General features: G+C 63.4%; 19 protein-coding genes. 8 read left to right on the top strand and 11 right to left on the bottom strand.

Annotated features, from left to right (window positions below; genetic code table 11):
* Positions 1-48: 48 nt before the first annotated feature.
* Positions 49-789, top strand: coding sequence for a DUF2968 domain-containing protein (locus J2W46_RS25135; RefSeq protein ID WP_310357167.1), 741 nt, complete (start codon positions 49-51; stop codon positions 787-789).
* 156 nt (positions 790-945) lie between these two features.
* On the opposite strand, the gene J2W46_RS25130 is transcribed toward J2W46_RS25135, so the two are convergent.
* On the bottom strand, positions 946-1,140 hold the full coding sequence (locus J2W46_RS25130; protein WP_027804963.1) for a hypothetical protein: 195 nt from the start codon (positions 1,138-1,140) through the stop codon (positions 946-948).
* 327 nt (positions 1,141-1,467) lie between these two features.
* Between J2W46_RS25130 and J2W46_RS25125 the strand changes: the two genes are divergently transcribed.
* The gene (locus tag J2W46_RS25125) at positions 1,468-1,692 is read left to right on the top strand and encodes a hypothetical protein (protein WP_020070132.1); all 225 of its coding nucleotides are present in this window, start codon (positions 1,468-1,470) and stop codon (positions 1,690-1,692) included.
* Positions 1,693-1,721: 29 nt separating this feature from the next.
* Here the strand turns inward: J2W46_RS25125 and hfq are convergent, their stop codons facing one another.
* On the bottom strand, positions 1,722-2,189 hold the full coding sequence (gene hfq / locus J2W46_RS25120; RefSeq protein ID WP_020070133.1) for an RNA chaperone Hfq: 468 nt from the start codon (positions 2,187-2,189) through the stop codon (positions 1,722-1,724).
* 581 nt (positions 2,190-2,770) lie between these two features.
* Here hfq and J2W46_RS25115 point away from each other — a divergent pair.
* From J2W46_RS25115 to J2W46_RS25095, 5 genes are all read left to right on the top strand, one after another.
* Complete coding sequence (locus J2W46_RS25115) at positions 2,771-2,908, top strand: hypothetical protein (protein ID WP_179214194.1); 138 nt, start codon at positions 2,771-2,773, stop codon at positions 2,906-2,908.
* 14 nt (positions 2,909-2,922) lie between these two features.
* Positions 2,923-3,450, top strand: coding sequence for a sigma-70 family RNA polymerase sigma factor (locus J2W46_RS25110; protein ID WP_020070135.1), 528 nt, complete (start codon positions 2,923-2,925; stop codon positions 3,448-3,450).
* The gene (locus tag J2W46_RS25105; protein WP_310357162.1) at positions 3,447-4,310 is read left to right on the top strand and encodes an anti-sigma factor; all 864 of its coding nucleotides are present in this window, start codon (positions 3,447-3,449) and stop codon (positions 4,308-4,310) included. Before J2W46_RS25110 ends, J2W46_RS25105 begins: the two co-directional genes overlap by 4 nt.
* Positions 4,311-4,375: 65 nt before the next feature.
* The gene (locus J2W46_RS25100; RefSeq protein ID WP_310357160.1) at positions 4,376-5,953 is read left to right on the top strand and encodes an FAD-dependent oxidoreductase; all 1,578 of its coding nucleotides are present in this window, start codon (positions 4,376-4,378) and stop codon (positions 5,951-5,953) included.
* 82 nt (positions 5,954-6,035) lie between these two features.
* On the top strand, positions 6,036-6,446 hold the full coding sequence (locus J2W46_RS25095; RefSeq protein ID WP_310357158.1) for a hypothetical protein: 411 nt from the start codon (positions 6,036-6,038) through the stop codon (positions 6,444-6,446).
* Here J2W46_RS25095 and J2W46_RS25090 read toward each other — a convergent pair.
* From J2W46_RS25090 to J2W46_RS25055, 8 genes are all read right to left on the bottom strand, one after another.
* Positions 6,443-7,471 carry a DUF1571 domain-containing protein gene (locus J2W46_RS25090; protein ID WP_310357156.1) on the bottom strand — a complete coding sequence of 343 codons (1,029 nt, stop codon included), beginning with the start codon at positions 7,469-7,471 and terminating at the stop codon, positions 6,443-6,445. The genes J2W46_RS25095 and J2W46_RS25090 overlap by 4 nt on opposite strands.
* A 49-nt stretch (positions 7,472-7,520) precedes the next feature.
* Positions 7,521-9,353, bottom strand: a complete 1,833-nt coding sequence (locus J2W46_RS25085) for an AMP-binding protein (RefSeq protein ID WP_310357154.1) — start codon at positions 9,351-9,353, stop codon at positions 7,521-7,523.
* A 91-nt stretch (positions 9,354-9,444) separates the two neighbouring features.
* Positions 9,445-10,746, bottom strand: a complete 1,302-nt coding sequence (locus tag J2W46_RS25080) for an acetyl-CoA C-acetyltransferase (protein WP_310357152.1) — start codon at positions 10,744-10,746, stop codon at positions 9,445-9,447.
* Between the two features lie 76 nt (positions 10,747-10,822).
* Complete coding sequence (locus tag J2W46_RS25075; RefSeq protein ID WP_088175185.1) at positions 10,823-11,758, bottom strand: MaoC/PaaZ C-terminal domain-containing protein; 936 nt, start codon at positions 11,756-11,758, stop codon at positions 10,823-10,825.
* 2 nt (positions 11,759-11,760) lie between these two features.
* Positions 11,761-13,212 carry a 3-oxoacyl-ACP reductase gene (locus J2W46_RS25070; RefSeq protein WP_310357148.1) on the bottom strand — a complete coding sequence of 484 codons (1,452 nt, stop codon included), beginning with the start codon at positions 13,210-13,212 and terminating at the stop codon, positions 11,761-11,763.
* A 116-nt stretch (positions 13,213-13,328) separates the two neighbouring features.
* Positions 13,329-15,827 (bottom strand): acyl-CoA dehydrogenase, encoded by a 2,499-nt coding sequence (locus tag J2W46_RS25065; protein ID WP_310357144.1) that lies wholly within the window; start codon positions 15,825-15,827, stop codon positions 13,329-13,331.
* Positions 15,828-15,928: 101 nt separating this feature from the next.
* Positions 15,929-16,762 (bottom strand): TetR/AcrR family transcriptional regulator, encoded by an 834-nt coding sequence (locus J2W46_RS25060; RefSeq protein ID WP_020070145.1) that lies wholly within the window; start codon positions 16,760-16,762, stop codon positions 15,929-15,931.
* Positions 16,763-17,016: 254 nt separating this feature from the next.
* Positions 17,017-18,267: an MFS transporter gene (locus J2W46_RS25055; RefSeq protein WP_088175188.1), complete on the bottom strand. Its 1,251-nt coding sequence runs from the start codon at positions 18,265-18,267 to the stop codon at positions 17,017-17,019.
* 393 nt (positions 18,268-18,660) lie between these two features.
* Between J2W46_RS25055 and J2W46_RS25050 the strand changes: the two genes are divergently transcribed.
* Positions 18,661-19,821 (top strand): hybrid sensor histidine kinase/response regulator, encoded by a 1,161-nt coding sequence (locus tag J2W46_RS25050; protein WP_310357141.1) that lies wholly within the window; start codon positions 18,661-18,663, stop codon positions 19,819-19,821.
* Positions 19,822-19,831: 10 nt separating this feature from the next.
* Here the strand turns inward: J2W46_RS25050 and J2W46_RS25045 are convergent, their stop codons facing one another.
* A complete protein-coding gene (locus J2W46_RS25045; RefSeq protein WP_310357140.1) occupies positions 19,832-22,549 on the bottom strand; it encodes an ATP-binding response regulator in 2,718 nt (905 codons plus the stop codon).
* Between the last annotated feature and the right edge of the window lie 24 nt (positions 22,550-22,573).

The raw sequence follows: 22,573 nt of genomic DNA, 5'->3' as shown, positions 1-22,573 counted from the left end.
AATGAGATGATCAGGAACTAAAATTAAAACTATCGAAGCAGGAATGACATGGACCAAAAGTCGAAACTACGACTGATCGCCGTCGCCGCGATCATGGCGTTGGGGGTAGCACAAGTCGCGTGCGCACAGGCTCAGCCGGAGGCCGATAACAGCGCAACGCCCGGGTTGGTTGCCGAACCGGCCACCACAACCACGCAGGCGTCCGCTTTGCTCCCAGCGCAGGCCCAAGTGCAGACGCAAGTGCAAACATCCGCGCTTACGCCGGACGAGGTCAAGCAATCCGCCGCGGGGAACGTCGCGGAACTGCAGCAGTTGATCAAGGGCTCGGAACTCAGCGAGTTGCGCACCACGTACAACGCCAGCTATGGAACGAGCTTGCTATTCCACGGCAAGGAAATGACGTACTACGTGGCGCTTTTCCAGCAGAAGAACTTCTGGCGCGTGATCAAGACGCAAGACGCGGCGCGCGCCGAAATGATCTATCGCGATTTCGTGCGCCAGACTGTGCAATTGTCGAACGTAGAGATTCGCCGCACGCAACTCGAAGCGCAGAAGGCGTTCACCGAACGCATGATCGCGTTGTCACAGGGCCGCGCCAACCGTCTGCAAGCGGATCTTGACGTAGCCCGCCAGCAGCAGACGATCGTTGCGAACCAGCAGCAGCAAACGCGCGCGGAAGCACTGGCACTGGCTCAGCAGAAGACTGCCGCGCAAGAGCAGCTGCGCGTCGCCCAGCGCCAGGTGCGCGACCTGCAGCGCCAACTCGAAAGCGGCTTGCCCGCGCACTAACCGGGACTGGGTCGAACGGCCCATCTCAAGGCCGGGCGTAGCGGTGCTTTACCGCAGCCCGGCCCGCCGAAACGACGCGTTGCGACGCGCCGGCAATCCCATTCGCGCGGACTGCGCTGGTCTTCGTAGCATGCGCCTTCCTTCTTGCCGCGCGCGCTAGCGCCGCTTTTTTTCTGTCACCGGCTGCTCGTTTTCCGATGCGCGACGCGGCTCGTGCTCGTGGACGGCGATCGGGTCGCTCGCGGGAAAGCTCTCTTCCAACGCCTCGTCGAGGCGACTATCCGTCGAGTCTATCGACGGTTCCGCCTGCTTTCCGGCAGCGGGCAACGCAGTGTGCTTCTTGCTCGTCATGACAGGCTCCCAATGAACGAAGTCGACGGTTGAGCATAACGCAAAGGGAGCGTCGGCGACATCGGCCGAACGGTATAGGACGCGCGTGCGCACTTGCCAGAGCACGCGAGGATCGACATGCGGCGGGTGCGCGCCAATCTGAACAAATAAAAACTTCAAACGTGAGCCTGCCCGCTCGTTTTCCGAGTGTCGCAGGAATGCAGCGCGGAAAAATAGAACAATGACCGGTCGCGTGGACCGGCCCATCAGACCGCCTGCGCCAAACCTGCAATGCTCAGCTCGGGAGGAGCGCAAACACGATCGGCGAACGACAAGGCAGCAAACACCATGGACAAGAAACCCGTGCGCGCCAAGCGTTTCAACGCTTCACACGTGGTGGAGGCAGAGCTGGAACATCTGGATTGGGCAACAAAGCAGCCGGCGCAACGGATGTTGGACGCCGGCTACTGGCGGCGTCGCGTGTTGGCGGTCAAAAGCAAGTTCGAGCTGACGGACCAGCAGGTGGCGAGGGTAGAAAAAATTCTGCAGCGGCTCGGTCCTCTCGCGAAGTGACCGTCGCCGCTCCGCGGGCCGGTCGACGCTTACGCGTGACCGCCGCCGCCATGATTGCCGTGGTTGCCGCCGTCGCCGCCTGTGCCGAACAGGCGTCGGCGGCGTGTCACCACTACGGGCGCGTCTGACGCGCTGCCGCGCTCTGGCGCAGGGCGGTCGGATGACGGCGCACCATACGATTCGCGCGGTTCACGCGGTTCCCGATGCTCGCGCGGCTCCCGCGAGCCGTGCGGGCCGCGCGTGGTGTGCTCGCCATGCGACGGACGGCCCGCGCGCGGAGCCGGACGGGTTCCGGTATCGAGCTGGATCGTCGAGATGGCGCGCTTGTAGATGCCTTGCAAGCCGACGGGCGTGCGCAGCATCACCAGATACTGATCGAACGACTCGATGCACCCTGTCAGGCGGATGCCATTGACAAGGTAAATCTCAACGCGCTTTCGTTCTTTGCGCGCAGCGTTCATGAAGTCGTTTTGCGGATGCGATTCTGCGGAAGCCATGGACAATTCAGGTTAGAAAGACGGTTGTTCGCCGCGATTCTACCCTGTGTGGGGGCAGAACGCGTCGACGGGCGAACTGCGTCCACTATAACGGCTTGCGCTCACATAAGCACCTGATAACTATTGGCTGTAACGTTGAGTTACGAAATCCGCCGACCATTGGCCGGCTTCTTCGGCCACGGCCCGCGTTTGCTCCCGTCGATGGCGGAAAATGCCGGCATTGCGAGCGCGTCGGTGGAATAAATTCCGGGCCCAACGCGTTTAGTCAAGGACAGGGTTAAGCACTGAGAAGCAGGAACCGAAGCGCTAACGCTGGTCGAGACAGTTTTGCATGGGGCTGAAGTAAACGCTGAAGCGCTAACTTCGGTCGTTAGCTTCACATGGGACCGGACTAAGCGCTGAAGCGCTAACTCCGGTCGACCGCTTTGCATGGGACCGGACTAAGCGCTGAAGCGCCAAGTCCGGTCGACCGCTTTGCATGGGACCGGACTAAGCGCTAAAGCGCTAACTCCGGTCGACCGCTTTGCATGGGACCGGACTAAGCGCTGAAGCGCTAACTCCGGTCGACAAAGGAGACTCGTATGAAAGCAACTCTCAGCATCGTCGCGATGATATTCGCACTCGCAGTGGCGTCGCTCGCGACCAGCGCCTGCTCCTCCACCGCCGACAATAGCGCGTCCAGCTCCAGCGGCGGCAATAGTAGCGGCGGCGGCTACTGAGAGCCACACGCCGCGTGAGCTTTGAAGCAGAAGTGATCTCGTGGCTCCCGCAGCTGCGCCGCTACGCGCGCGCGCTGACGGGGGACCGCGCATGGGCCGACGACCTGGTTCAGGACACGGCGGAGCGCGCGCTTGCGCGCTGGGCGGCGTTCCGGCCGAACAGCAATCTGCGTGCGTGGCTGCTCACCATTCTGCGGCATCTTTATATCGATCAGTTGCGCGGCCGCCGCGAGATTGCCGTCGATGAAGAAAGCGCGCCCTGGCGCAACCTCGAAGCGCCGCAACGCGAGGTCGACGGTCTCGTGCTGCGCGATTTGCAGCGTGCGCTGTATTGTCTGCCGATCGAGCAGCGCGAGGTGCTGTTGCTCGTCTGCGTCGAAGAGCTCAGTTATCAGGAGACGTCGAAGGCGCTCGGCGTGCCGGTCGGCACGGTGATGTCGCGACTGTCGCGCGCACGCGAACATCTGCGCGGGTTGCTGGAAGGACCCGCTCAGGAGCCGGCGCGTAAGCCGCCGCTGAAAGTAGTGAGAAACCCGCGATGAATGACGACCACGATTCCAGCTTGCCCGACGGGGTAGACCTGCAAGCGCTATCGGCGTTTGTCGACGGTGAAATGTCGGATGCGGAACGCGAACGCATCGCAACGCTGCTCGCCGCGCATCCGCAAGCCGCTGCGCGCGTCGCCGCATGGCGGGCGCAAAAAGCAGCACTGCAGGTGTTGTGCGGCGCGCCGCAGGACGACGCGCGTCGCGCGCCGGGCGGCCAGGCTGCCGAGACGGCGCGCAGAACCGACGACGCCGATGAGCCCACCGTCATCGTCCTGCGTCCGCGCACGCCGTGGTGGCGGCGTGCGGGGATCGCCGCGTGCTGGCTCGCGGCGGGCGCCGGGCTCACGCTGGCGTTGGGGCCGCTCGCGCCGCGCCTGACCGGCGGCGCGTGGAACGGTCTCGGTGCGCAGGCGCCGAGCTTCGCCGAACGCGCCGACGTAGCGTATGCGGTTTATACGCCTGAGCGGCGTCATCCGGTGGAAGTCGCGGCGAGCGAAGAAGAGCATTTGATCAGCTGGCTTTCCAAGCGTCTGAACCGGTCGCTTTCCGTGCCGTCGCTGCAGGAATACGGCTATTCGCTCGTAGGCGGCCGTCTGTTGCCCGGCGAAGCGGGGCCGGCCGCGCAATTCATGTACGAGAACCGCGCCGGCGCGCGGCTCACGCTGTATGTGACCGGCACTGCGCGCGACGAGACCGCGTTCCGCCTGCTACGCGACGGCAACCGGCGCACGTTCTACTGGATCAGCGACGGCATGGGTTATGCGTTGTCAGGGCCGATCGCGGAAGGCAAGCTACGCTCGATTGCCGTCGACGTCTGCAGTGCGCTCGGTGGCAAGCCCGAAGCGTGGCAGTAGCGTGACAATAGAGCGGCTGTTGCTGGGCGAACACCACGCAAGCCTTCCCCGCTGAAGGAGAACCCTTGATCCGCCACTTGCCGCCGGGAGTTTCCGCCGCGCAGTTCGACCGGGCGCTCGCCGCCTGGCGCTCGATTGTCGGCGAGCCGCATGTCGTGGATTCGGCGGCCGGACTCTCCGCCTATCTCGATCCCTTCGCGCCGGGAGAGCGCGAAGCGTTCGCGGCGAGCGCCGCGCTCTTGCCCGCATCTGTCGATGAAATCCGCGCGGTGCTGCGCGTGGCGAATCAATATCGCATTCCGTTGTGGACCGTCTCCACCGGGCGCAATTTTGCATACGGCGGCGCGGCGCCGCGTCTTACCGGTTCGGTCGTGCTCGATCTGCAGCGGATGAACCGCATCGTCGAAGTGAACGAGACACTCGCCTATGCGCTCGTCGAGCCGGGCGTGAGCTACTTCGATCTTCATGCGCACCTGCGCGATAAGGGCTACAGGCTATGGGTCGATCCGCCGGCTGCCGGCTGGGGCAGCGTGGTGGGCAACACGCTCGAACGCGGCTTCGGCTACACGCCGTACGGCGATCATGCGGCGACGCAATGCGGAATGGAGGTGGTGCTGGCAAACGGCGACATGTTGCGAACGGGCATGGGCGCAATCGACACCAGCACCGCATGGCAGCTTTACCAGCCCGGTTACGGACCTTCGTTCGACGCTATGTTCATGCAGTCGAACTACGGCATCGTGACGAAGCTCGGCGTCTGGCTGATGCCCGCGCCGCCCGCGTATCTGCTCGGCGAAATCCAGTTCCGCGATGAAGCGGATCTGGAGCCCATCGTCGACATATTGCGGCCGTTGCGGCTCGATGAAACTATCCGCAATCACGCGGTGATCGAGGGCGGCTTGCGGCGCGCGGCAGGATTGTCGGCGCGCGCGCAATGGTACGACGGGCCCGGCGCAATGCCCGAAAGCGCGATTGCCGCGATGCTCGACAAGCTCGATGTCGGCCGCTGGAATCTGCATTTTGCGCTGTACGGCACGCCCGAGGTGGTCGATGCACACTACGCAATCGTGCAGCGCGCGTTCGCGCGTGTGCCTCACGCGCGGTTCCTGGCGAAGCGTTATGCGGGCGACGCGCAGCCCACCGCCGGCGGTGACCGTAATCTCGCCGGCATTCCCGCAATGAGCGCGTTTCGCATGCTCGACTGGCGCGGCGGCGCGGGCGCGCATGTGGACTTTGCGCCGGTGTGTCCGGCAACCGGACGCGACGCGCTGCGCCAATACTCGATGGTGAAGGCCCGCGCGGCCGAGTACGGTTTCGACTACTACGGCGGCTTTACAGCGGGCGTGCGTCATCTGCATCACATCTTTGCGGCGATTTTCGATCGCGACGATACGAACCAGGTCGAGCAGGCGGGCGCCTTGTTGCGCTCGTTGATGAGCGATGCGCGCGCGGCCGGCTACGGCCAATATCGCACGCACCTCGCGTATATGGATTTCGCGGCCGCTCAGTACAACTTCAACGACGGCGCATTGCTGCGACTGTCGGAAACGATCAAGGACGCGCTCGACCCGAACGGCGTTCTCGCGCCGGGCAAGCAGGGCATCTGGCCTGCGGCGTGGCGCGATCGGCGCGGCTATACATAGCGTCAGACGACGTCGGTCGGGCATGGCGCAACTGTCCGGCGAGCATTGCGCTCGCTGACCAAACCAGGAGGCGGACCAGCACATGGACCGGCGCACCTTCATGATGACGAGCGCATGGCTTTCCACCACGGCAGGTTCTGCGTGGCCATGGCTCGCGCACGCCGCCGCGCGTCGCGACACGTTGGCGATCGCCGATTCCACGCTCACGTTCAGCGCTGAGTTTGCCCGCTACGCGGCGGCGATGAAGTTGCCGGTATTCGAAACCGGCGACGACATCGGCGTGTTATGGCATACGGCGCTTGCACCGATGCTTCGGGCGTCCACTAGCGAGCAGCCGACGCCGTGGCTAATCGGCGTAACGCGCGCATCAGACTATTTCGTGCTCAAAGAACTCGCCACGCATGCAACGCATCGCATCGCGCACGGCCACGAACGGAGCGGCGAGCAAGGCACGCCGTTCGCGCACGTCAGCTTTGTCTTTGCGCCGCGCTAGAACTTATAAGCCTTGTTCTTAGGATCGAAAGTGGAATCGTCGAAAGTTTTCGGCGTGATCGTTTCGAACACGATCTTCTCGAAGATGCGGCCGTCGTTGTCATAAGACTCGACAGTGCGGAAATACGGATGCCGCAAATCGAGCCCGAGCGTTTCCCGCTTTGCGTAGAACTGCGGCTGGCCGGTGGGCGTCTCGAACGTGAACGCGACTACACGCACACCGTCGATCGTCTTCACTTCGATCTGCGTCGAGCGAGGCAAGCCGGCTTCGATAAATTTTTTGCCCTCGGCCAGGTATTGCTCTGCAATGTATTCGGTCCCGAGATCGCGCACGTCGTGATTCGATTGCGAGCGGGCGAGGGCGCCGTTCAACGACGTCCATAACGGCATCACGTTCATGATGCCGCCCAGATGTCCGTACATTTCGTCCGCGCGTTTGGTCTCGTCGTAGAGGATTTCCTGGCCGGCGTGCGCACCGTCGGGCAGCCACTTCGCGTAGATGCGAAGCGGGTCGTGCGCGACCCGCACGAGCATATGGTCCGGCTTGTCGGGCCACTGGCCGCGAATGCGTTCCGAACGCGACATCGTCATTTCATACGACGCGTAGCCGTTCGGCCCTTCCTTGATATAGCGCGGCAGCGCGAGCGGATCGAGCGACTTGAAGAGCGCGACAAGCTGCGCGTCGCCGAGCGCTTCGAGTGCGCCGCTTTGTTGCGCGGCGCGCAGCCATTTGACCTGCTGATCGAGCGTCAGCTTGCCGACCTGCGACGCAGGCGTGGATGGCGCCTTGACAGCGCTCGCGGCTTCGAGCGGCGGCGGCTTGTCGTCGTTTTGCGCGAACGCGGGCACTGTCGCGGTGCTCGCTGCGCCGGCCATCAACGCGCCCAGCAGCAGCCTGCGGAAACCGGACCGGTGCGATGCGCTGTGAGACGCTGCGAGCGCCGGCGTGGTGCCGCCGGCGATAACGTGAGCGTCGGGCCGCACGAAACGGGCAATGCGCTGACGTGCGAACAGGCGGTGCGTCATCGAACTCTCCGAAAGGGTGGCGCAAGACATCATGCAAGCGCCTTGCCTCTCAGGCAGTCTTTTGCTTCGCGAGTTCCTCGTCGCGCAGTGCACGGCGCAGAATCTTGCCGACGTTGGTTTGCGGCAGCTCGTCGCGAAACTCGACCACTTTCGGCACCTTGTAGCCCGTCAGATTCTTGCGGCAATGTGCGATCACCTGCTCGGCGGTCAGCGACGGATTGCGCTTCACGATGAACACTTTCACGCGTTCGCCCTGGGCGTCATCGGGCACACCGATTGCAGCCACCTCGCGCACGTCCGGGTGCGCCGCGATGACATCTTCGATCTCGTTCGGATAGACGTTGAAGCCCGAGACCAGAATCATGTCTTTCTTGCGGTCGATCAGCCGGATGAAGCCGCGCGAATCCATCACGCCGATGTCGCCGGTCGCAAGCCAACCTTCGTCGTCGATCACCTTCGCCGTTTCTTCCGGCCGGTTCCAGTAGCCTTTCATGACCTGCGGCCCCTTCACGCACAATTCGCCCGCTTCGCCGATGTTGGCCCAGCTGCCGTCGTCTTTGCGGAAGCGGACTTGCGTGGAGGGCGCGGGCAGGCCGATCGAGCCTTCGAAGTCGCGCAGGTTCGAGATGTCGACGGGGTTCATCGACACGATGGGCGAGCATTCGGTCAAGCCGTAGCCTTCGATAATTGGCTTGCCCGTGACGGCCTTGAAGCGCTCGGCTACCGAGCGCTGCGTTGCCATGCCGCCCGCCATTGCCAGTTTCAGGTCGGAGAAATCGCGCTTGCAGAATTCCTCGTTCTCGAGAAACGCGTTGTAGAGCGTGTTAACCGCGGTCATGCCGGTGAATTTCTCGTGACGGATGATCATCATTACGCGCTTCATGTCGCGCGGATTCGCGATCAGAATGTTGCGTCCGCCGAGACCCATGAAAATCAGCGCGTTCACCGTCAGCGAATAGATGTGATAGAGCGGTAGCGGTGTAAGCACCGTTTCCACTTCGCCGCTCAATTGACCTTCGGCCCACGCCTTTGCCTGCAGCAGATTGGCGATGATGTTCCGGTGCGTGAGCATCGCGCCCTTCGCGACGCCGGTCGTTCCGCCGGTGTACTGAAGAAACGCGATATCGTGATGCGTCGGCCGAACAGGCGTGAGCGGCCGCGTATAACCATTGGCAAGCGCCTTCAGCAACGGAACGGCGTTCGGCAGACTGTACGCGGGCACCATCTTCTTCACGTGGCGCAGCATGAAATTGAGCACACGTCCCTTCAGATTCAGGCCGTCGGCGAGAAGGTCGCCGAGTCCTGTCACGATCACGTTCTGCACTTTGGTGCCCGGCAACGCGTCTTGCACCGTCTTCGCAAAGTTCTCGAAAACGATGATGGTCTGCGCGCCGCTGTCCTTCAACTGATGCGCGAGTTCGCGCACGGTGTAAAGCGGATTGACGTTGACCACCACCGCGCCGGCTTTCAGTACGCCGAACAGCGACACCGGGTATTGAAACGTATTGGGCAGCATGATCGCGACGCGCTCGCCCGGCTTCACGCCGATGCTTTGCAGATACGCGGCGAAGGCGGTCGCCTTGCGGCCGAGTTCGCCATAGGTCATGCTCGCGCCGACGCTGACGTACGCAACGCGCTCACGGAATTGCGCAATGCATTCGTCGAAGAAATGCACGACAGATTCGTATTTGCCGACGTCGATCTCATGCGGCACGTCGGCGGGATACGACGCGTACCAGATGCCGTCGGTGTTGGGGGCGTGGTTAGTGTGCCCCGTTGCGTCTTGCATTGCATGAGGCGTTGCCGCCGCATCTGCGTGAGCGGGCCCGGTTGCCTGATTCGCAGCGGCGGGCGAGAGCGAGGCTTGAGTGGGCTGGGTCATCGGTCGTCTCCTGAAGCCTTGGCTTCAATGGTTTGTGTGCTGGTTGAAGCGGTCCAGCATGTTGCTGCATTTGCTACGGCCACCATGAATCTCAGCGCTCGATTATCGCCACCACGCCCTGGCCGCCCGCCGCGCAGATCGAAATCAGTCCTCGCGCCGTTCCCGCCGGCTTGTCGAGTTGAGCGAGCATTTTCGCCAGACCCGCAACGATGCGCCCGCCCGTCGCCGCGAACGGATGCCCGGTTGCGAGGGAGCCGCCGTTCACGTTGAGCTTCGCGCTGTCGATCGAACCGAGCGGCCCGTCGAGGCCAAGCTGCGTGCGGCAGTATTCGTCATCCTGCCACGCCGCGAGCGTGCACAGCACCTGCGCCGCGAACGCTTCGTGGATCTCGTAGAAATCGAAGTCCTGCAACGTGAGTCCGGCTCGCGCGAGCATGCGCGGCACCGCGTAGGCGGGCGCCATCAAAAGGCCTTCTTTCTTGTCGAAGAAGTCGACTGCTGCGGTTTCCGACCAGCTCAGATAGGCGAGCACCGGCAACCCGTGGCGCGCGGCCCATTCCTCGCTTGCAAGCAGTACGGCCGAGGCGCCGTCGGTGAGCGGTGTCGAATTGCCCGCGGTCAGCGTGCCCGCGTCGCGATCGAAGGCGGGCGAGAGCGCGGCGAGCTTGTCGAGGGTGAGGTCCGAGCGCAGATTGTTGTCGCGCGCGAGGCCGCGATACGGCGTCATCAGATCGTTGACGAAACCGCGCGCGTAAGCTTCGGCCAGCTTGCGGTGACTCTCGTAAGCCAGCACGTCCTGCGCTTCGCGCGAGATGTTCCAGCGCTTGGCCATCAGTTCGCAGTGCTCGCCCATCGAAAGGCCGGTGCGCGGTTCGCCGTTGCGCGGCAGGAGCGGCTTGAAAAACATGGCGGGCCGCAGCTTCGCGAGCGCGCCCACTCGCTCGCCCGTACTCCTGCCGCGATTCGCTTCGAGCAGAATCTTGCGCATCTTTTCGTTGACGCCGATGGGCGCATCCGATGTCGTATCGACGCCGCCCGCGATACCCACTTCGATCTGACCCAACGCAATCTTGTTGGCGACGAGTATGGCGGCTTCGAGCCCCGTACCGCAGGCCTGTTGAACATCGTACGCGGGCGTTTCCTTCGCCAGTGTGGTGGACAGCACAGATTCGCGCGTCAGATTGAAGTCGCGCGAATGCTTGATGACGGCGCCCGCCGCAACTTCGCCGAGACGTTCGCCGTGCAGGCCATAGCGGTCGATCAGTCCTTGCAGCGTGAAGGTCAGCATGTCCTGATTCGACGCGCTCGCATACGCGGTGTTCGAGCGTGCGAACGGAATCCGGTTACCGCCGATTATCGCGACGCGGCGCACGGGTGGCAGCGGGTGGGACATGCCTGGCTCCTTCTGGTTGCGTATGTTTCATGGTCGGTGGAACGAGTGCGCCGTTATCGGGCAGACGGCGCGCGCTTCATTGCAATCTCCATTGCATGCGGCCGCGCAAATGCGGCTTTTCTCCGGCGATGTCGCGCACCTCGATATCGCGTTCGATCAACGAAGACGACGCGCTCCACAACGACGCTTCGCCGGGTAGCAGCATCGGCAGCTTGAATTCGGCACTGAGCGTCGCTTCGGCCAGCGGCTTGGGCGGCTGCAAGGACGATGCCGCGCGCGCGAGCGTCCACATGCCGTGTGCGATCGCGCGCGGGAAACCGAATGCTTTTGCAGAGAGCGCGCTCAGATGGATCGGGTTGTAGTCGCCCGACACGCTCGCGTAATCGCGGCCGAGTTGCGAGGCAAGCTGCCAGCGCGCGATGCGTTGCAGCGCTGCCGAATCGACCTGAAGCGGTTCGAGTTGCGCGCCGCTCGCGGGCACGCCGCGCTTCAGATAAACGCTGTCGCCGTCCCACACCGCTTCGCCGCGCCGGTAAATGCGGGTATGCAGCAAAAACGCCTGGCCCTTGTCGTGGCGCAGCAGCGCGCCGAATTCGACCTCCACGCGCAGCAGGTCCTTGTACGCGAGCGGCCGGCGCAGACGCACATGATTGGCCAGATGCAGCAGGCCGACCGCGGGCCACGGGAACGCCGGGTCGGTCAGCATCAGCAGATGCAAGGGGAACGCGAGCAGATGCGGATACGTGAGAGGCACGCCATGTTCCGGGATGAATCCACACACGCGTGCATAACGCCACGCGGGCCCGGGGTCGAGCGCGACAGCGGGGCGCACGAGGCGCAATGCGGGCAACTGCGTCGGGCGTGCGCGTTTGACGATGCCCGACAAAGCTCGCGCATAGAGCTTCGCCGGCGTCGGCAAGGTTTCGACGACGACAGTTCTGGGTCGCACCGCGTTGTGCGGCGCGAGCTGCGATGCATGATTCCCGCCAAACGGATCCCCGGGTTCATCCATGCTTATGCTCCGATCAGGCTTTGTCCGCACACGCGCACGACCTGGCCGCTGATGCCGGCCGATCCTGGATGCGCGAGCCACGCGATGGTCTGGGCGACGTCGACCGGCAGGCCGCCCTGGCCGAGCGAATTCATCCGGCGGCCTGCCTCGCGAAGGGTCAGCGGCATCTTCGCGGTCATCTGCGTTTCGATGAAACCCGGCGCGACTGCGTTGATCGTGATGCCGCGCGGGCGCAGCAGCGGCGCCATGCTTTGCACGCGGCCAATCACGCCGGCTTTCGACGTCGCGTAATTAGTCTGGCCGGGATTGCCCGCGATCCCGCTGATCGACGACACGCCGACGATCCGCCCGCCGTCGCGCAAAATGCCTGCCGCGAGCAGCGCGTCGTCGATGCGCTCCTGCGCGCACAGATTGATGTCGATCACGCTTTGCCACGCGCCGCCTGTCATCTTCGCGATGGTTTTGTCTTTCGTGATGCCGGCGTTGTGCACGACGATATCCACGCCGTGATCGTCGAGCGCGGCGGCGATCTGCGCGGGCGCTTCAGGCGCGGCAATGTCGAAGGCGAGAGCGGTGCCGTTCAACTGGCGCATGGTGGCTTCGAGCGCGTCGCGCGCGGACGGAATGTCGATGCCGATCACGTGCGCGCCCTGCGCCGCGAGCACGCTTGCAATCGACGCGCCGATGCCGCGCGCGGCGCCGGTCACGACCGCGCGCCGGTTCGCGAGCGGCAGGTTCCAGTCGAACGGCGATGCGGCGTTACCGCCCTCATGGGTTACGGCAACGCGATTCACGACGCCATGCAGACCGTCTGCGGCGATCCGCACCACCTGGCCCGACACATACGCCGAACGCGGTGACAGAAAGAAGCGCAGCGTGGCTTCCATTTCATGCTCGGCGCCTTCGCCGACATAGACCAGATTCGCCGTGATGCCGCGCCGCGCTTCCTTGCCAAGCGAACGCGCGAGTCCTTCCAGCGCACGCTGCGCAGTCCATTGACGCGGACTCGCGCATGCTTCGGGCGGCCGTCCCAACACGACGATACGCCCGCATTTCCCAAGCGAGCGCAGCGTGTCGTGAAAGAACGCGTGCAGCGGTTCCATCTGAGTGCTGTCGTCGATACCGCTCGCGTCGAAGATCAATGCGCCGACGCGCGCGGCCGAGCCCGACTCCGCGGGTTCGAAGCGCCCCGTCAGCAGACCGTGACGATGTGCGAGGGGCATCCACAATCCGGCGCTTTCATGCGCGACGCTCGTCACGCCGATGCTCGCCACCAGGTCCGCAAGCGAATCGAGCAGATGCGGCTCGCGCCCGGCGCCAATCGCGACCAAGCCGCCGAACTCGGGCTCGTCGGCGCGATAGCGGCGCAGCACCTCGGGCTTCGGAAGACCCAGAGAACGCGCAACGCGCGCGCCGAACGGCGAATTGACGAAGTTCAGGTAAGAGTCGTTCATATTGTTCGTTGCTCCGCTGGACACGCCCGCACGTCTGTCAGTGTGCACTGAGTTTGGCGCATCGGCGTGTCGCGCAGCGAGGTTTTTTCATGCGTTCGCACAGGCGTCCATTGGAATCACAGCGCGGCTTCCATCACCTTTTCGAGCGTCTCCTTGCGTTGTTGCAGTTTGGCGAGGATGTCGAAATCGGCGGGGAAATCGTCCACTTTAACGACCTGTGCGGCATAGCGCGCGTAGTCGCCGAGTACACGCCGCTCGTCGGCGTCGATCAGGCCTTGTTGCAGCGCGGCGTCGGCCCACGCGGCGAGTTGCACGACGCTCTGCGGCATTGGCTCGAGGCGCCGCGCCTTCACCGCTTCGCGCAGCTTCTGCTCGATTTGCGTAAAGCGCGGATTCAGCTCGAACACGAGTTCGCCGTAGCCGAGCGCGTCGACGTCCGGGTGCGGCACGTAGGAGTCCGACACCAGCCGGTTGCGCGCGGCGCCAGGCGTCTGCATCAATTCGGCAATCTCGCTGCCGAGGCGGTCGGACGGTTCGCGATGCGGCAGCCCCAACGGGAACGCCAGCGCACGCACGAGGCCGGCGGCGAAGCGGTTCGGGTAGTTCGCGAGCACGCCGTCGAGCGCCTGTTGCGCGCGATAGAGCGAATCTTCGACGCCCCAGCGCACGAGCGGCAGATCGTCTTCCTGGCGGCCTTCGTCCTCGAAACGCTTGAGCGTTGCGGAGATCAGATAAAGCTGCGAGAGCACGTCGCCCAGGCGCGCCGAAATGCGTTCGCGGCGCTTCAGGTCGCCGCCGAGCACGAACATGGAGACATCCGCGAGCAGCGCGAAAACGGTGGCAAGCCGCGTGGCCGCGCGGTAATACGCATGAAGCGGCGCATGCGCGGCGCGGGGCTTCGCAATGAATGCGCCGCCCGTGATGCCGTAGACGAAGCTGCGTACCACGTTCGAAAGCGTGAAGGCGACGTGGCCGAAGAACGCGTCGTCGAAATCGCGCAGCGCTTTGGCGCGGTCCGCCTCGCGCGTCGCGCTCATCTCCTTCAGCACATACGGATGGCAGCGAATCGCGCCCTGGCCGAAAATGATCAGGCAGCGCGTGAGTATGTTCGCGCCTTCCACGGTGATCGCAATCGGCACCTGCTGATACGCGCGCGCCAGAAAGTTAGACGGCCCCATGCAGATTCCCTTGCCGGCGGCGACGTCCATCGCGTCGTTGATCACCATGCGGGCACGTTCGGTGATGTGATACTTGGCGATTGCCGAAATCACCGAAGGCTTTTCGCCGAGATCGACCGCATGTGCGGACAGGCGGCGCGCGGCATCCATCACATAGAGATTGCCGCCCATGCGTCCGAGCGCTTCCTGCACGCCCTCGAATTTGCCCACCGCCGTGCGGAACTGGCGACGAACCGCGGCGTACGCTCCCGTGCCGCGCACGGCGAGCTTCGCCATGCCGACATTCGACGACGGCAGCGAGATCGCGCGGCCCGCCGCGAGGCATTCCATCAGCATGCGCCAACCGTTGCCGACCTGAGCGCGTCCGCCGATCACCCAGTCGAGCGGAATGAAGACGTCCTTGCCGGAGTTCGGGCCGTTCTGGAACACGGCGTTCAGCGGCCAATGACGACGACCGATGTTCACGCCCGGATGATCGGTCGGAATCAATGCGCAGGTAATGCCGGGTTCGTCGGTCGAGCCGAGAAGATGCTCGGGATCGAGCGCCCGGAACGCAAGGCCGAGCACGGTCGCGATCGGCCCGAGCGTGATATAGCGCTTATCCCATGTGACGCGAAAGCCGAGCGTCTCGCGTCCGTCGAACATGCCCTTGCAAACGATGCCGACATCCGGAATCGCGGCGGCGTCCGAACCGGCGTACGGGCTCGTCAGCGCAAAGCATGGGATTTCCTCGCCACGCGCGAGACGCGGCAGATAGTGGTTCTTCTGCTCTTCGGTGCCATAGTGCATCAACAGTTCGGCGGGGCCGAGCGAGTTCGGCACCATCACCGAAACGGCCGCGGCGGAGCAGCGCGTGGCCAGCTTCATGATGACCTGCGAATGCGCGTATGCGGAGAACTGTTTGCCGCCGTAGCGCTTCGGAATGATCATGCCGAGAAAGCCGCGCTCCTTGACGAACTGCCATGCTTGCGGCGACAGGTCCTGCCACACCATGGTGGTTTCCCAGTCGTTCGCGAGATCGCACAACTGCTCGCATTCGTTATCGAGGAACGCCTGCTCTTCCGCCGTCAATGTCGCGGGGCCATAGCCGAGCAGTTTGTCCCAATGAGGCCGTCCGGAGAAGAGTTCGGCGTCCCACCAGACCGTACCGGCTTCGATCGCGTCGCGCTCGGTCGGCGACATCTCCGGCAGGATCTTGCGAAACACGTCGAGCACCGGCTTCGTGAGCCATGCGCGGCGCAGCGGCTTGACGGCGAACACGAGGGCAGGGAGGACCAGCACGATGGCCCAAAGCGTGGTTGCAGCAACGCCCGCCGCTCCGCTCACTCGTACCGCCGCAACCCAGACGATCATGAAGGCAAGCCACGATAATGCGCGCGCCTCTACGTAGACAAGCGCAAGAGCGCCGGCAACCAGCAGCAGGATGAACCACAGCATGACGTTTCCTCCCTGTTCTCATGATGCGTGCAAACGCATCCACGTTGCGTGGACGGTTCACGTTGTTGTCGTTGTTGTGCGAGCGGCCCGGCGTCTTTGCGCTACGTTTGCGACGCGCCGTGCAACGCCTGCTGGAACGAGCAGGCTTCGATCGTGCCGCCGCTGTGTGCTTCACTCGGCGCATCGCCTGCGCTGTGCGTGCTGCCGTCCAGCGCGCTGTCCGCGCCTGTATCGTCGGCATCGCCCAGCACGGCGGCGAACATCGCCAGTTGCGATGCGTCGGGCAGCGGCGCTTTCAGCGCGGCGACCATTAGCGAGGCAAGCCGTGCGATCAGTTGCAGATCGTTCATCGACTTGCCTTGCGAGAACTCGGCAATGAGGCTGTCCGTGTCGGCGCCCGCGAGCACGCCCGACAGCGCGCCGATGGCGAAGTGCAGCCGCCAGCCCAGTTCCTCGCGCGGCAGATGCGGCAGCGCGCGTTGGAACGCGTCGAAAAAGCGCACGGCCACCGACGCATAGTGGGCGCTCAGAAAGTCGCGAATGAAAGCAGAGGGGTCCGTATAGGCGCGGCCGAGCAAACGCAGAAAAGCTTTGCCGCCGACGCGCGGATCGCGCGAGAGCCGCAGCGCTGGAATGAACATCGCGCCGAGCACATGCTCACAGGTCAGACGTTCGCCGAGCATCCGGTCGAAGCGTTCGAGCAGCTTCACACGCTCCTGGTTGAGACGGTCGAGACGGCGCGACAGCATCGCGTGAATCAACGACTCCTTGCTGCCGAAGTGATAGTTGACCGCTGCAAGATTGACCTCGGCGCGCGAAGTGATCTGGCGCAGCGACATGGCCTCGTAACCGCAATCGATGAAGAGCGCCTCAGCCGCATCCAGGATGCGTGACTTCGTATCGCCGGCGTGCCGGCCTGTTGTGCGACCTGCCATTTGCGTCTCCCAGTTCTCGGCGCCCGCTCTGCGAACAGGCGATTCAAATAGGCATTTGAAACAGCCGTTTTTTTCAGGATAAGAAGGAAGGGCGAGTTGGGCAAGGGTCGGATGTCGATTAACTCCTCTAGAAGACTTCACGCGTGGCGCCTGTCATGCGTTCGCTATGCGTTTGGATGACGGGAATAAAAGAGCCGTTCCGAAGAATCGGAACGGCTTCATGTGAAAGAAGAACTGTGGTCGGCTTCTAGTGCTTAAACCTGTCGTCCAACCGCACTTCCTTGCGCAGGATGGGCGCCGACATGTCTCGCCGACTGCGTCATGTCGATGCCCCGGCGCTCCCGGCTAAACGGAATCAGCGCGCAAATAACGGCGGCGACGATGCCGATCACGACCGCCATGACGAGCGCATAGTTGTTGCCGTGCGCTTCGGCGGCGCTCGCCTGCAGCGGACCGTTGACCGAAGCGATCAGATTGCCCAACTGATACACGAGACCGGGGAAGGTCGCGCGGATTTCGTCGGGCGAGATCTCGTTCAGATGAACCGGAATGACGCCCCATGCGCCTTGCACCGAGATTTGCATCAGGAACGCGCCGAGCGCGAGCAGCACCGGCGTGCTCGAAAAAGCCCACAGCGGCAGCACCGGAAATGCGATCAGCGCGGCGATGAAGATCGCGCGCTTGCGCCCGATCTTCTCCGACAACATGCCGAAAAAGAGCCCGCCGCAGATCGCGCCGACGTTCAGCGTGATCGTGATCCACGACACCGTATGTGCGTCGAACTGATGCTGGACGCGCAGGAACGTCGGATACAAATCCTGTGATCCGTGGGAGAAGAAGTTGAACGCGGTCATCAGAACGATTGCGTATAGCGACAGCTTCACGTTCTGCTTCAGCGTTGCGACAAGGCCAGGACGCGCCTGCTTCTCGAGCGTCTTGAAGGCCGGCGATTCCGGTACGTGCGCACGGATGTACAGCACGAGCAGCGCTGGCAGCACACCGACAAAGAACATGCCGCGCCAGCCGATGTACTGATAGAACACACCGAACACGACCGAGGCGAGCAGATAGCCGCTCGGATAGCCGGCTTGCAGCAGGCCGGAAACGATGCCGCGCGATTTCGGCGGCACGGTTTCCATGGTCAATGCGCCGCCCACGCCCCATTCGCCGCCCATCGCGATGCCGAATAGCGCGCGCAACACGAGCAGCGTGGCCAGGTTCGGTGAAAAGCCCGACAGCAGTTCGAGTAGAGAGAAGCACGCGATGTTGACCATCAACGTGGGCCGGCGGCCGTAGCGGTCCGCGAGCCAGCCGAAAATCAGCGCGCCGACCGGGCGCATCATCAGCGTCAGCATTATGCCGAATGCGACTTCGGGGATTTTCGTATTGAATTCCGCCGCGATATCTTTCAATACAAACACCATTAGAAAGAAATCGAATGCGTCGAGTGTCCAGCCGAGATAGGCGGCAATCGTGACGTTTCTCTGTTCCCGTGTCCAGTTCATTGATGTTCTCCTGGTCTCCAATAACCCGCGGTCGATGTCGAGGTGCCCGGTACGCCCTATGGCATGGGCTTCGAGCGCGAGTGTACGCTCACCGTTAAGCGGCTGCAGGAAAGAGCGCAGCTTTGTCGGTGTTAATCCTGGGAGCAATTATCGTGCTGAATGCAGGGTCGAAGCTAATCGTCGGTTGAGTGTAATTATTGTATTGTGAATGTCTGCGGGAGCGTGGGTAATCTGTAATGGGATTTATTGCCGAGTGCCTTTATGCCGGTCGAATTGACTTAGTCGTTTTACGCCTGGCCGATGGCTTTCGGGTTTCGGTCCGGCCTTGTGCGACGGTAGAATGCGAGCGAACCCCGACTGTCGACGTCCGCCAATGGAACCGCCCGAAACACGATGAGTGACACAATACAAGCGCCGTTTTCCATCCTGTTCGTCGACGACGACGAGATGTCGCGCACCCACTTTGCGCGCGCCGTGCGTGACGATTACCGCGTGCATCTCGCGCAGGGCGCCGACGAAGCCATGGCGCTGTTGCAGGAATTCGGTTCGGAAGTCGCCGTGCTCGTTACCGACTTTCGCATGCCGGGGCGCGATGGCGGTCATCTGCTGCGCGAGGTTGCACAGGCGTATCCGCAGACCGTGCGCATCCTCGTCACCGCCTATGCCGACAAGGACATGCTGCTGCAAACGTTCAATACCGGCGACCTGTTTCGCATCATCGAAAAACCGCTTCGCATGGAGTCGGTGCGCGAGGTGCTGAAGCAGGCGGTGGCGCGCTACGTCGAGCGCGAGACGCGCCAGCAAAGGCTGCTTGCAATGGACGAGACGCTTGCGTTCCTCGCTCACGAACTCAACACGCCGCTGGCGGCGATATCGCTCTTTGCCCGCTCGGTCGAAAACGATGTGGCCCAGGAATACGACCCGCAGCGTCAACAGGAAATTGGCACTGCGGCTACCTCGATGCTGAACAACGCGCAGTATTGCCTGACGCTGATCTCGTCGTTCTGGGCGACGGTGCACAAAAGCGGCGGCCCGCAACCGGCGACCGGCAGCGCCGCGCGCGAGGTCAGGGCGACGCGCCTCGTCGCCACGCTACTCGACTCCTATCCGTTCGCCGGTTCGCAGCGCGAATGGATCGGCCTGGAAATGCGAGGCGATTTTGTCGTTCACGCTATGCCGAATTGCGTGGCGCTCGTACTCTCTTCACTGCTGTCGAATGCGTTGCGTGCGCTCGACGGTTGCCCGGCGCCTTCGTTGCGGATCGAAGTGATGAACGGGCCCGAGCCCGAAATCCGCCTGCACGACAATGGCCCGGGTATCGCGCCGGAGATCAAGGCGCGCTTGCTGCTCGATCCTGTCACGACGCACGCGGGTCGTGGCGGCCACGGCATGGGCATGATCTTTTGCAACCGCATCATGCAGTCGTTTGGCGGCGGGTTGCGGATCGAATCCACCGTCGGTGAGGGCACTACCGTGACAATGCGTTTTCCCGGCATCAGAGGCCGGGTGCAAGACGGCGTGAGCGAAGCGGCGTCGGACAGTCACGCCGCCTGAGCAGGAAGCGCTAGTTCTCGCGCACGGCGAGTCCGTTCGCGGGGGTGGTCGTCGGTGTGGTCGTGCTTGTGCTCGTACTCATGCTCTTACGTGCAGTGTCGCCCGGTTCTTCGGGCTGGTCTCGCGCGGCGTTTGCAGACGCCAGATAGCGATACAGCGCGTCAGCCGAACGCTCGCTCAACGCATCGATCCGCTCGAGCCAGTCCGATTCCGCGGGCCATTCGCCTTCGAGCATGCGTGGATAGATGTGCCGCGTGAACTGGTGCAACGCCTTCGCTCCGACGTTGCCGCTCGCGCCGAGCAGCACGTGCAACGCGCCATGCGCGGCGTCGATGTCGCGGTCCGCGGCGTTCACGCGAAGCTGCGAAGTCAGCGCGCGGATCTGCTCAATGCCGTTTGCGAACGATTCGTCGATCAGGCCGAGTGCCGCCAATTCTTCAAGATGAGTGGCGTCGAGCAGATCGTTCTCGCGCACTACCGCGAGACCGCCCGTGCCTGCCGACGCAGCTTGCGCAGGCAACGCCGCCGGGCCTGCCGGGCTGGACGATGATGGCACCTTTGCCGACACAGGCGAGCGCCGCGCCTCCGCCGGCGCACTGCCGCCACTGCCGGTGCCTATGCCACTACCGGTGCGCTGCTGCGCGAACTGCCTCGTCAGGCACGCATAGAGCGCACCGACCTGCACGGGCTTGATCATGACCTCGTTCATGCCCACGCTGATGCACGCCTGTACCGAACCCATATCCGACTGGCTCGTCAACGCGATGATCGGCACGCTCGCGTAGCCGTCGGTGCGGGCGCGAATCGCCGCAGCCGTTTCGAGGCCGCCCATTCCCGGCATGTTCATGTCCACCACGATTGCGTCGATGACGACCTCTTCGTCCAGCCGGTCCAGCACGGCCTGACCATGTTCGGCCTCCACGACGCTCGCGCCGAAGCGCTCCAGATAGGCCTTGGCAACGAGCCGGCTGTAATTGTCGTCGTCGGCAACGAGAATCGACTTGCCGGAAAAGTCGTCGAACCGCTGGTTCAGATGACGCCGGTTGCCGTTCTCGAAAAGCGCCTGCAGCGACGTGAACAGCTCCATCGCGCTGGAGGACTTACTGATCATGTCGTCCATGCCGGCCCGGCGTGCCAGCACGCGCGCGATGTTGCCGGGCTCGGACGTGTAGGCGGCAACCAGCACATTCCAGTTCGGATGATCGCGGTCCGCGCGCAGTTGCTCGGTGGCCGAATAGCCGTCGAGCACCGGCATGTTGACGTCCATCAGCACGAGGTCGTATGCCGACGCTTCGCGCAGCATCGCCAGAGCAGCCGCGCCGTTTTCGGCTTCGCTCACCTCGGCGCCCACTTTTGCCAACGTGCGCCGTGTGCGGGCGCGCAGAGCGGCGTCGTCGTCGGCGAGAAGGATGCGTTTGCCGTTGAGCACGCCCGTGGCGCGCTCGACGATTGATCGCTCGTGCGCCGCTACCTCGCTCTCGGTGACGGGCGGAAATTGCAGCGTGAACTGCGTGAACTTGCCGAGCTCCGACCTGCACGCAATGCTGCCGCCAAACGCGCGCATGGCACGCTGACAGTAAGCGAGCCCGAGACCCGTGCCCGCCGAGTTGCCGGCGGTACGGAACGGCTCGAACAGATGCGGCAGGATCTCAGGGGCGATGCCGCTGCCGGTATCGCGAACGCTGACGCAGTGCCGGTCCACCGTCAGCGTCAGCGTGGCGGATGGAAGCGGTGCGATGTGATGCAGCGCGTTCTTGATCAGGTTGAAGAGGGTGAACAGGTAGACGGTTTCATCGACCTTGAACGTGAAATCTTCCAGCACCGCAAGGCGGACCTTGCCGCGTTCCTTCCTGTCGGCGAAGCCGTACTCGTCGAGCGCCTTGCGCGTGGTCGCGCCCGCGCTCAGGTACGTGAGGGAGTCGGAGCGGATCTGTTTGGCACTCACTTCGTCCAGCGTCATTGCAATCACGCGCAGGCCGCGCTCGATCGACAACTGCCCGTGCGCGAGATGCCGGTAAAGCAGCGCTGCGCCCGCACCCGACGGCGCGGGTGCGCGGCCATGTTCGGTAAGGGCGGGCAGCGTTTCTTCCACGCGGTCCAGAACGTGTTTCAACTGGCTGAGCGGGTTGCGCATTTCATGCGCAATGGATCCGGCCAGTGCCTGCAATGCGCGGTTCTTCTCGACGAAGATGCGCCCTTTGCTGATCGCATGACTGAAGGCCATGCTGCACAGGACGACCACCGGAAGCACCGCGAGGTCAGATTGATTCGCCGTGCTCAGCACGATTGGAGCCGGTGAACTGGCGACCGCAGCCAGCCCGCCGGACAGCATGCCGATGCCGATACAGCCCATGAGCAGAAATGGATTGTCGATGCACAGCGCCATGATGAAGATCATCATGACCTCGGTCATCATCCACATGGTGGAGAAAGAATTCCTGATCGCGAGGAACGTGCAGACGAACGGCAGCACGTAGATCAGACACAGGTGCCAGTAGATCAGCAGGTACTGATTGAACCGCTTCGGCCAGCGCGCCTGAAAGATCAATGGCACACAGATGAGCGCCGCGCTCAGACGCAATGGCAGATTGTCGTACGGCTGCGGCAGGATGTAAGTCCAGACCAGGTAATAGACGGGGTGGCACACGAGGCCGAGTGCGCCTCCCCATCGAATTGCAAACCGGCTTCTTTCCAGCACGTCCTGCATGCTTTCGCGCGGTATTAGCATCTGGCCTCCAGTGACATTTACGAG

Source organism: Paraburkholderia strydomiana (assembly GCF_031456815.1).
Classification (GTDB): Bacteria; Pseudomonadota; Gammaproteobacteria; order Burkholderiales; family Burkholderiaceae; genus Paraburkholderia; species Paraburkholderia caledonica.
Note: the sequence above shows the minus strand (reverse complement) of the source record. Positions and strands in the feature narration are given on the sequence as shown.

Bases quoted from the DNA above. Each gene is read 5' to 3' on its own strand.
- J2W46_RS25135 (WP_310357167.1), top strand. From the start codon at position 49: ATGGACCAAAAGTCGAAACTACGACTGATCGCCGTCGCCGCGATCATG.
- J2W46_RS25130 (WP_027804963.1), bottom strand. From the start codon at position 1,140: ATGACGAGCAAGAAGCACACTGCGTTGCCCGCTGCCGGAAAGCAGGCG.
- J2W46_RS25125 (WP_020070132.1), top strand. From the start codon at position 1,468: ATGGACAAGAAACCCGTGCGCGCCAAGCGTTTCAACGCTTCACACGTG.
- hfq (WP_020070133.1), bottom strand. From the start codon at position 2,189: ATGGCTTCCGCAGAATCGCATCCGCAAAACGACTTCATGAACGCTGCG.
- J2W46_RS25115 (WP_179214194.1), top strand. From the start codon at position 2,771: ATGAAAGCAACTCTCAGCATCGTCGCGATGATATTCGCACTCGCAGTG.
- J2W46_RS25105 (WP_310357162.1), top strand. From the start codon at position 3,447: ATGAATGACGACCACGATTCCAGCTTGCCCGACGGGGTAGACCTGCAA.
- J2W46_RS25095 (WP_310357158.1), top strand. From the start codon at position 6,036: ATGGACCGGCGCACCTTCATGATGACGAGCGCATGGCTTTCCACCACG.
- J2W46_RS25090 (WP_310357156.1), bottom strand. From the start codon at position 7,471: ATGACGCACCGCCTGTTCGCACGTCAGCGCATTGCCCGTTTCGTGCGG.
- J2W46_RS25085 (WP_310357154.1), bottom strand. From the start codon at position 9,353: ATGACCCAGCCCACTCAAGCCTCGCTCTCGCCCGCCGCTGCGAATCAG.
- J2W46_RS25080 (WP_310357152.1), bottom strand. From the start codon at position 10,746: ATGTCCCACCCGCTGCCACCCGTGCGCCGCGTCGCGATAATCGGCGGT.
- J2W46_RS25075 (WP_088175185.1), bottom strand. From the start codon at position 11,758: ATGGATGAACCCGGGGATCCGTTTGGCGGGAATCATGCATCGCAGCTC.
- J2W46_RS25070 (WP_310357148.1), bottom strand. From the start codon at position 13,212: ATGAACGACTCTTACCTGAACTTCGTCAATTCGCCGTTCGGCGCGCGC.
- J2W46_RS25065 (WP_310357144.1), bottom strand. From the start codon at position 15,827: ATGCTGTGGTTCATCCTGCTGCTGGTTGCCGGCGCTCTTGCGCTTGTC.
- J2W46_RS25060 (WP_020070145.1), bottom strand. From the start codon at position 16,762: ATGGCAGGTCGCACAACAGGCCGGCACGCCGGCGATACGAAGTCACGC.
- J2W46_RS25055 (WP_088175188.1), bottom strand. From the start codon at position 18,267: ATGAACTGGACACGGGAACAGAGAAACGTCACGATTGCCGCCTATCTC.
- J2W46_RS25050 (WP_310357141.1), top strand. From the start codon at position 18,661: ATGAGTGACACAATACAAGCGCCGTTTTCCATCCTGTTCGTCGACGAC.
- J2W46_RS25045 (WP_310357140.1), bottom strand. From the start codon at position 22,549: ATGCTAATACCGCGCGAAAGCATGCAGGACGTGCTGGAAAGAAGCCGG.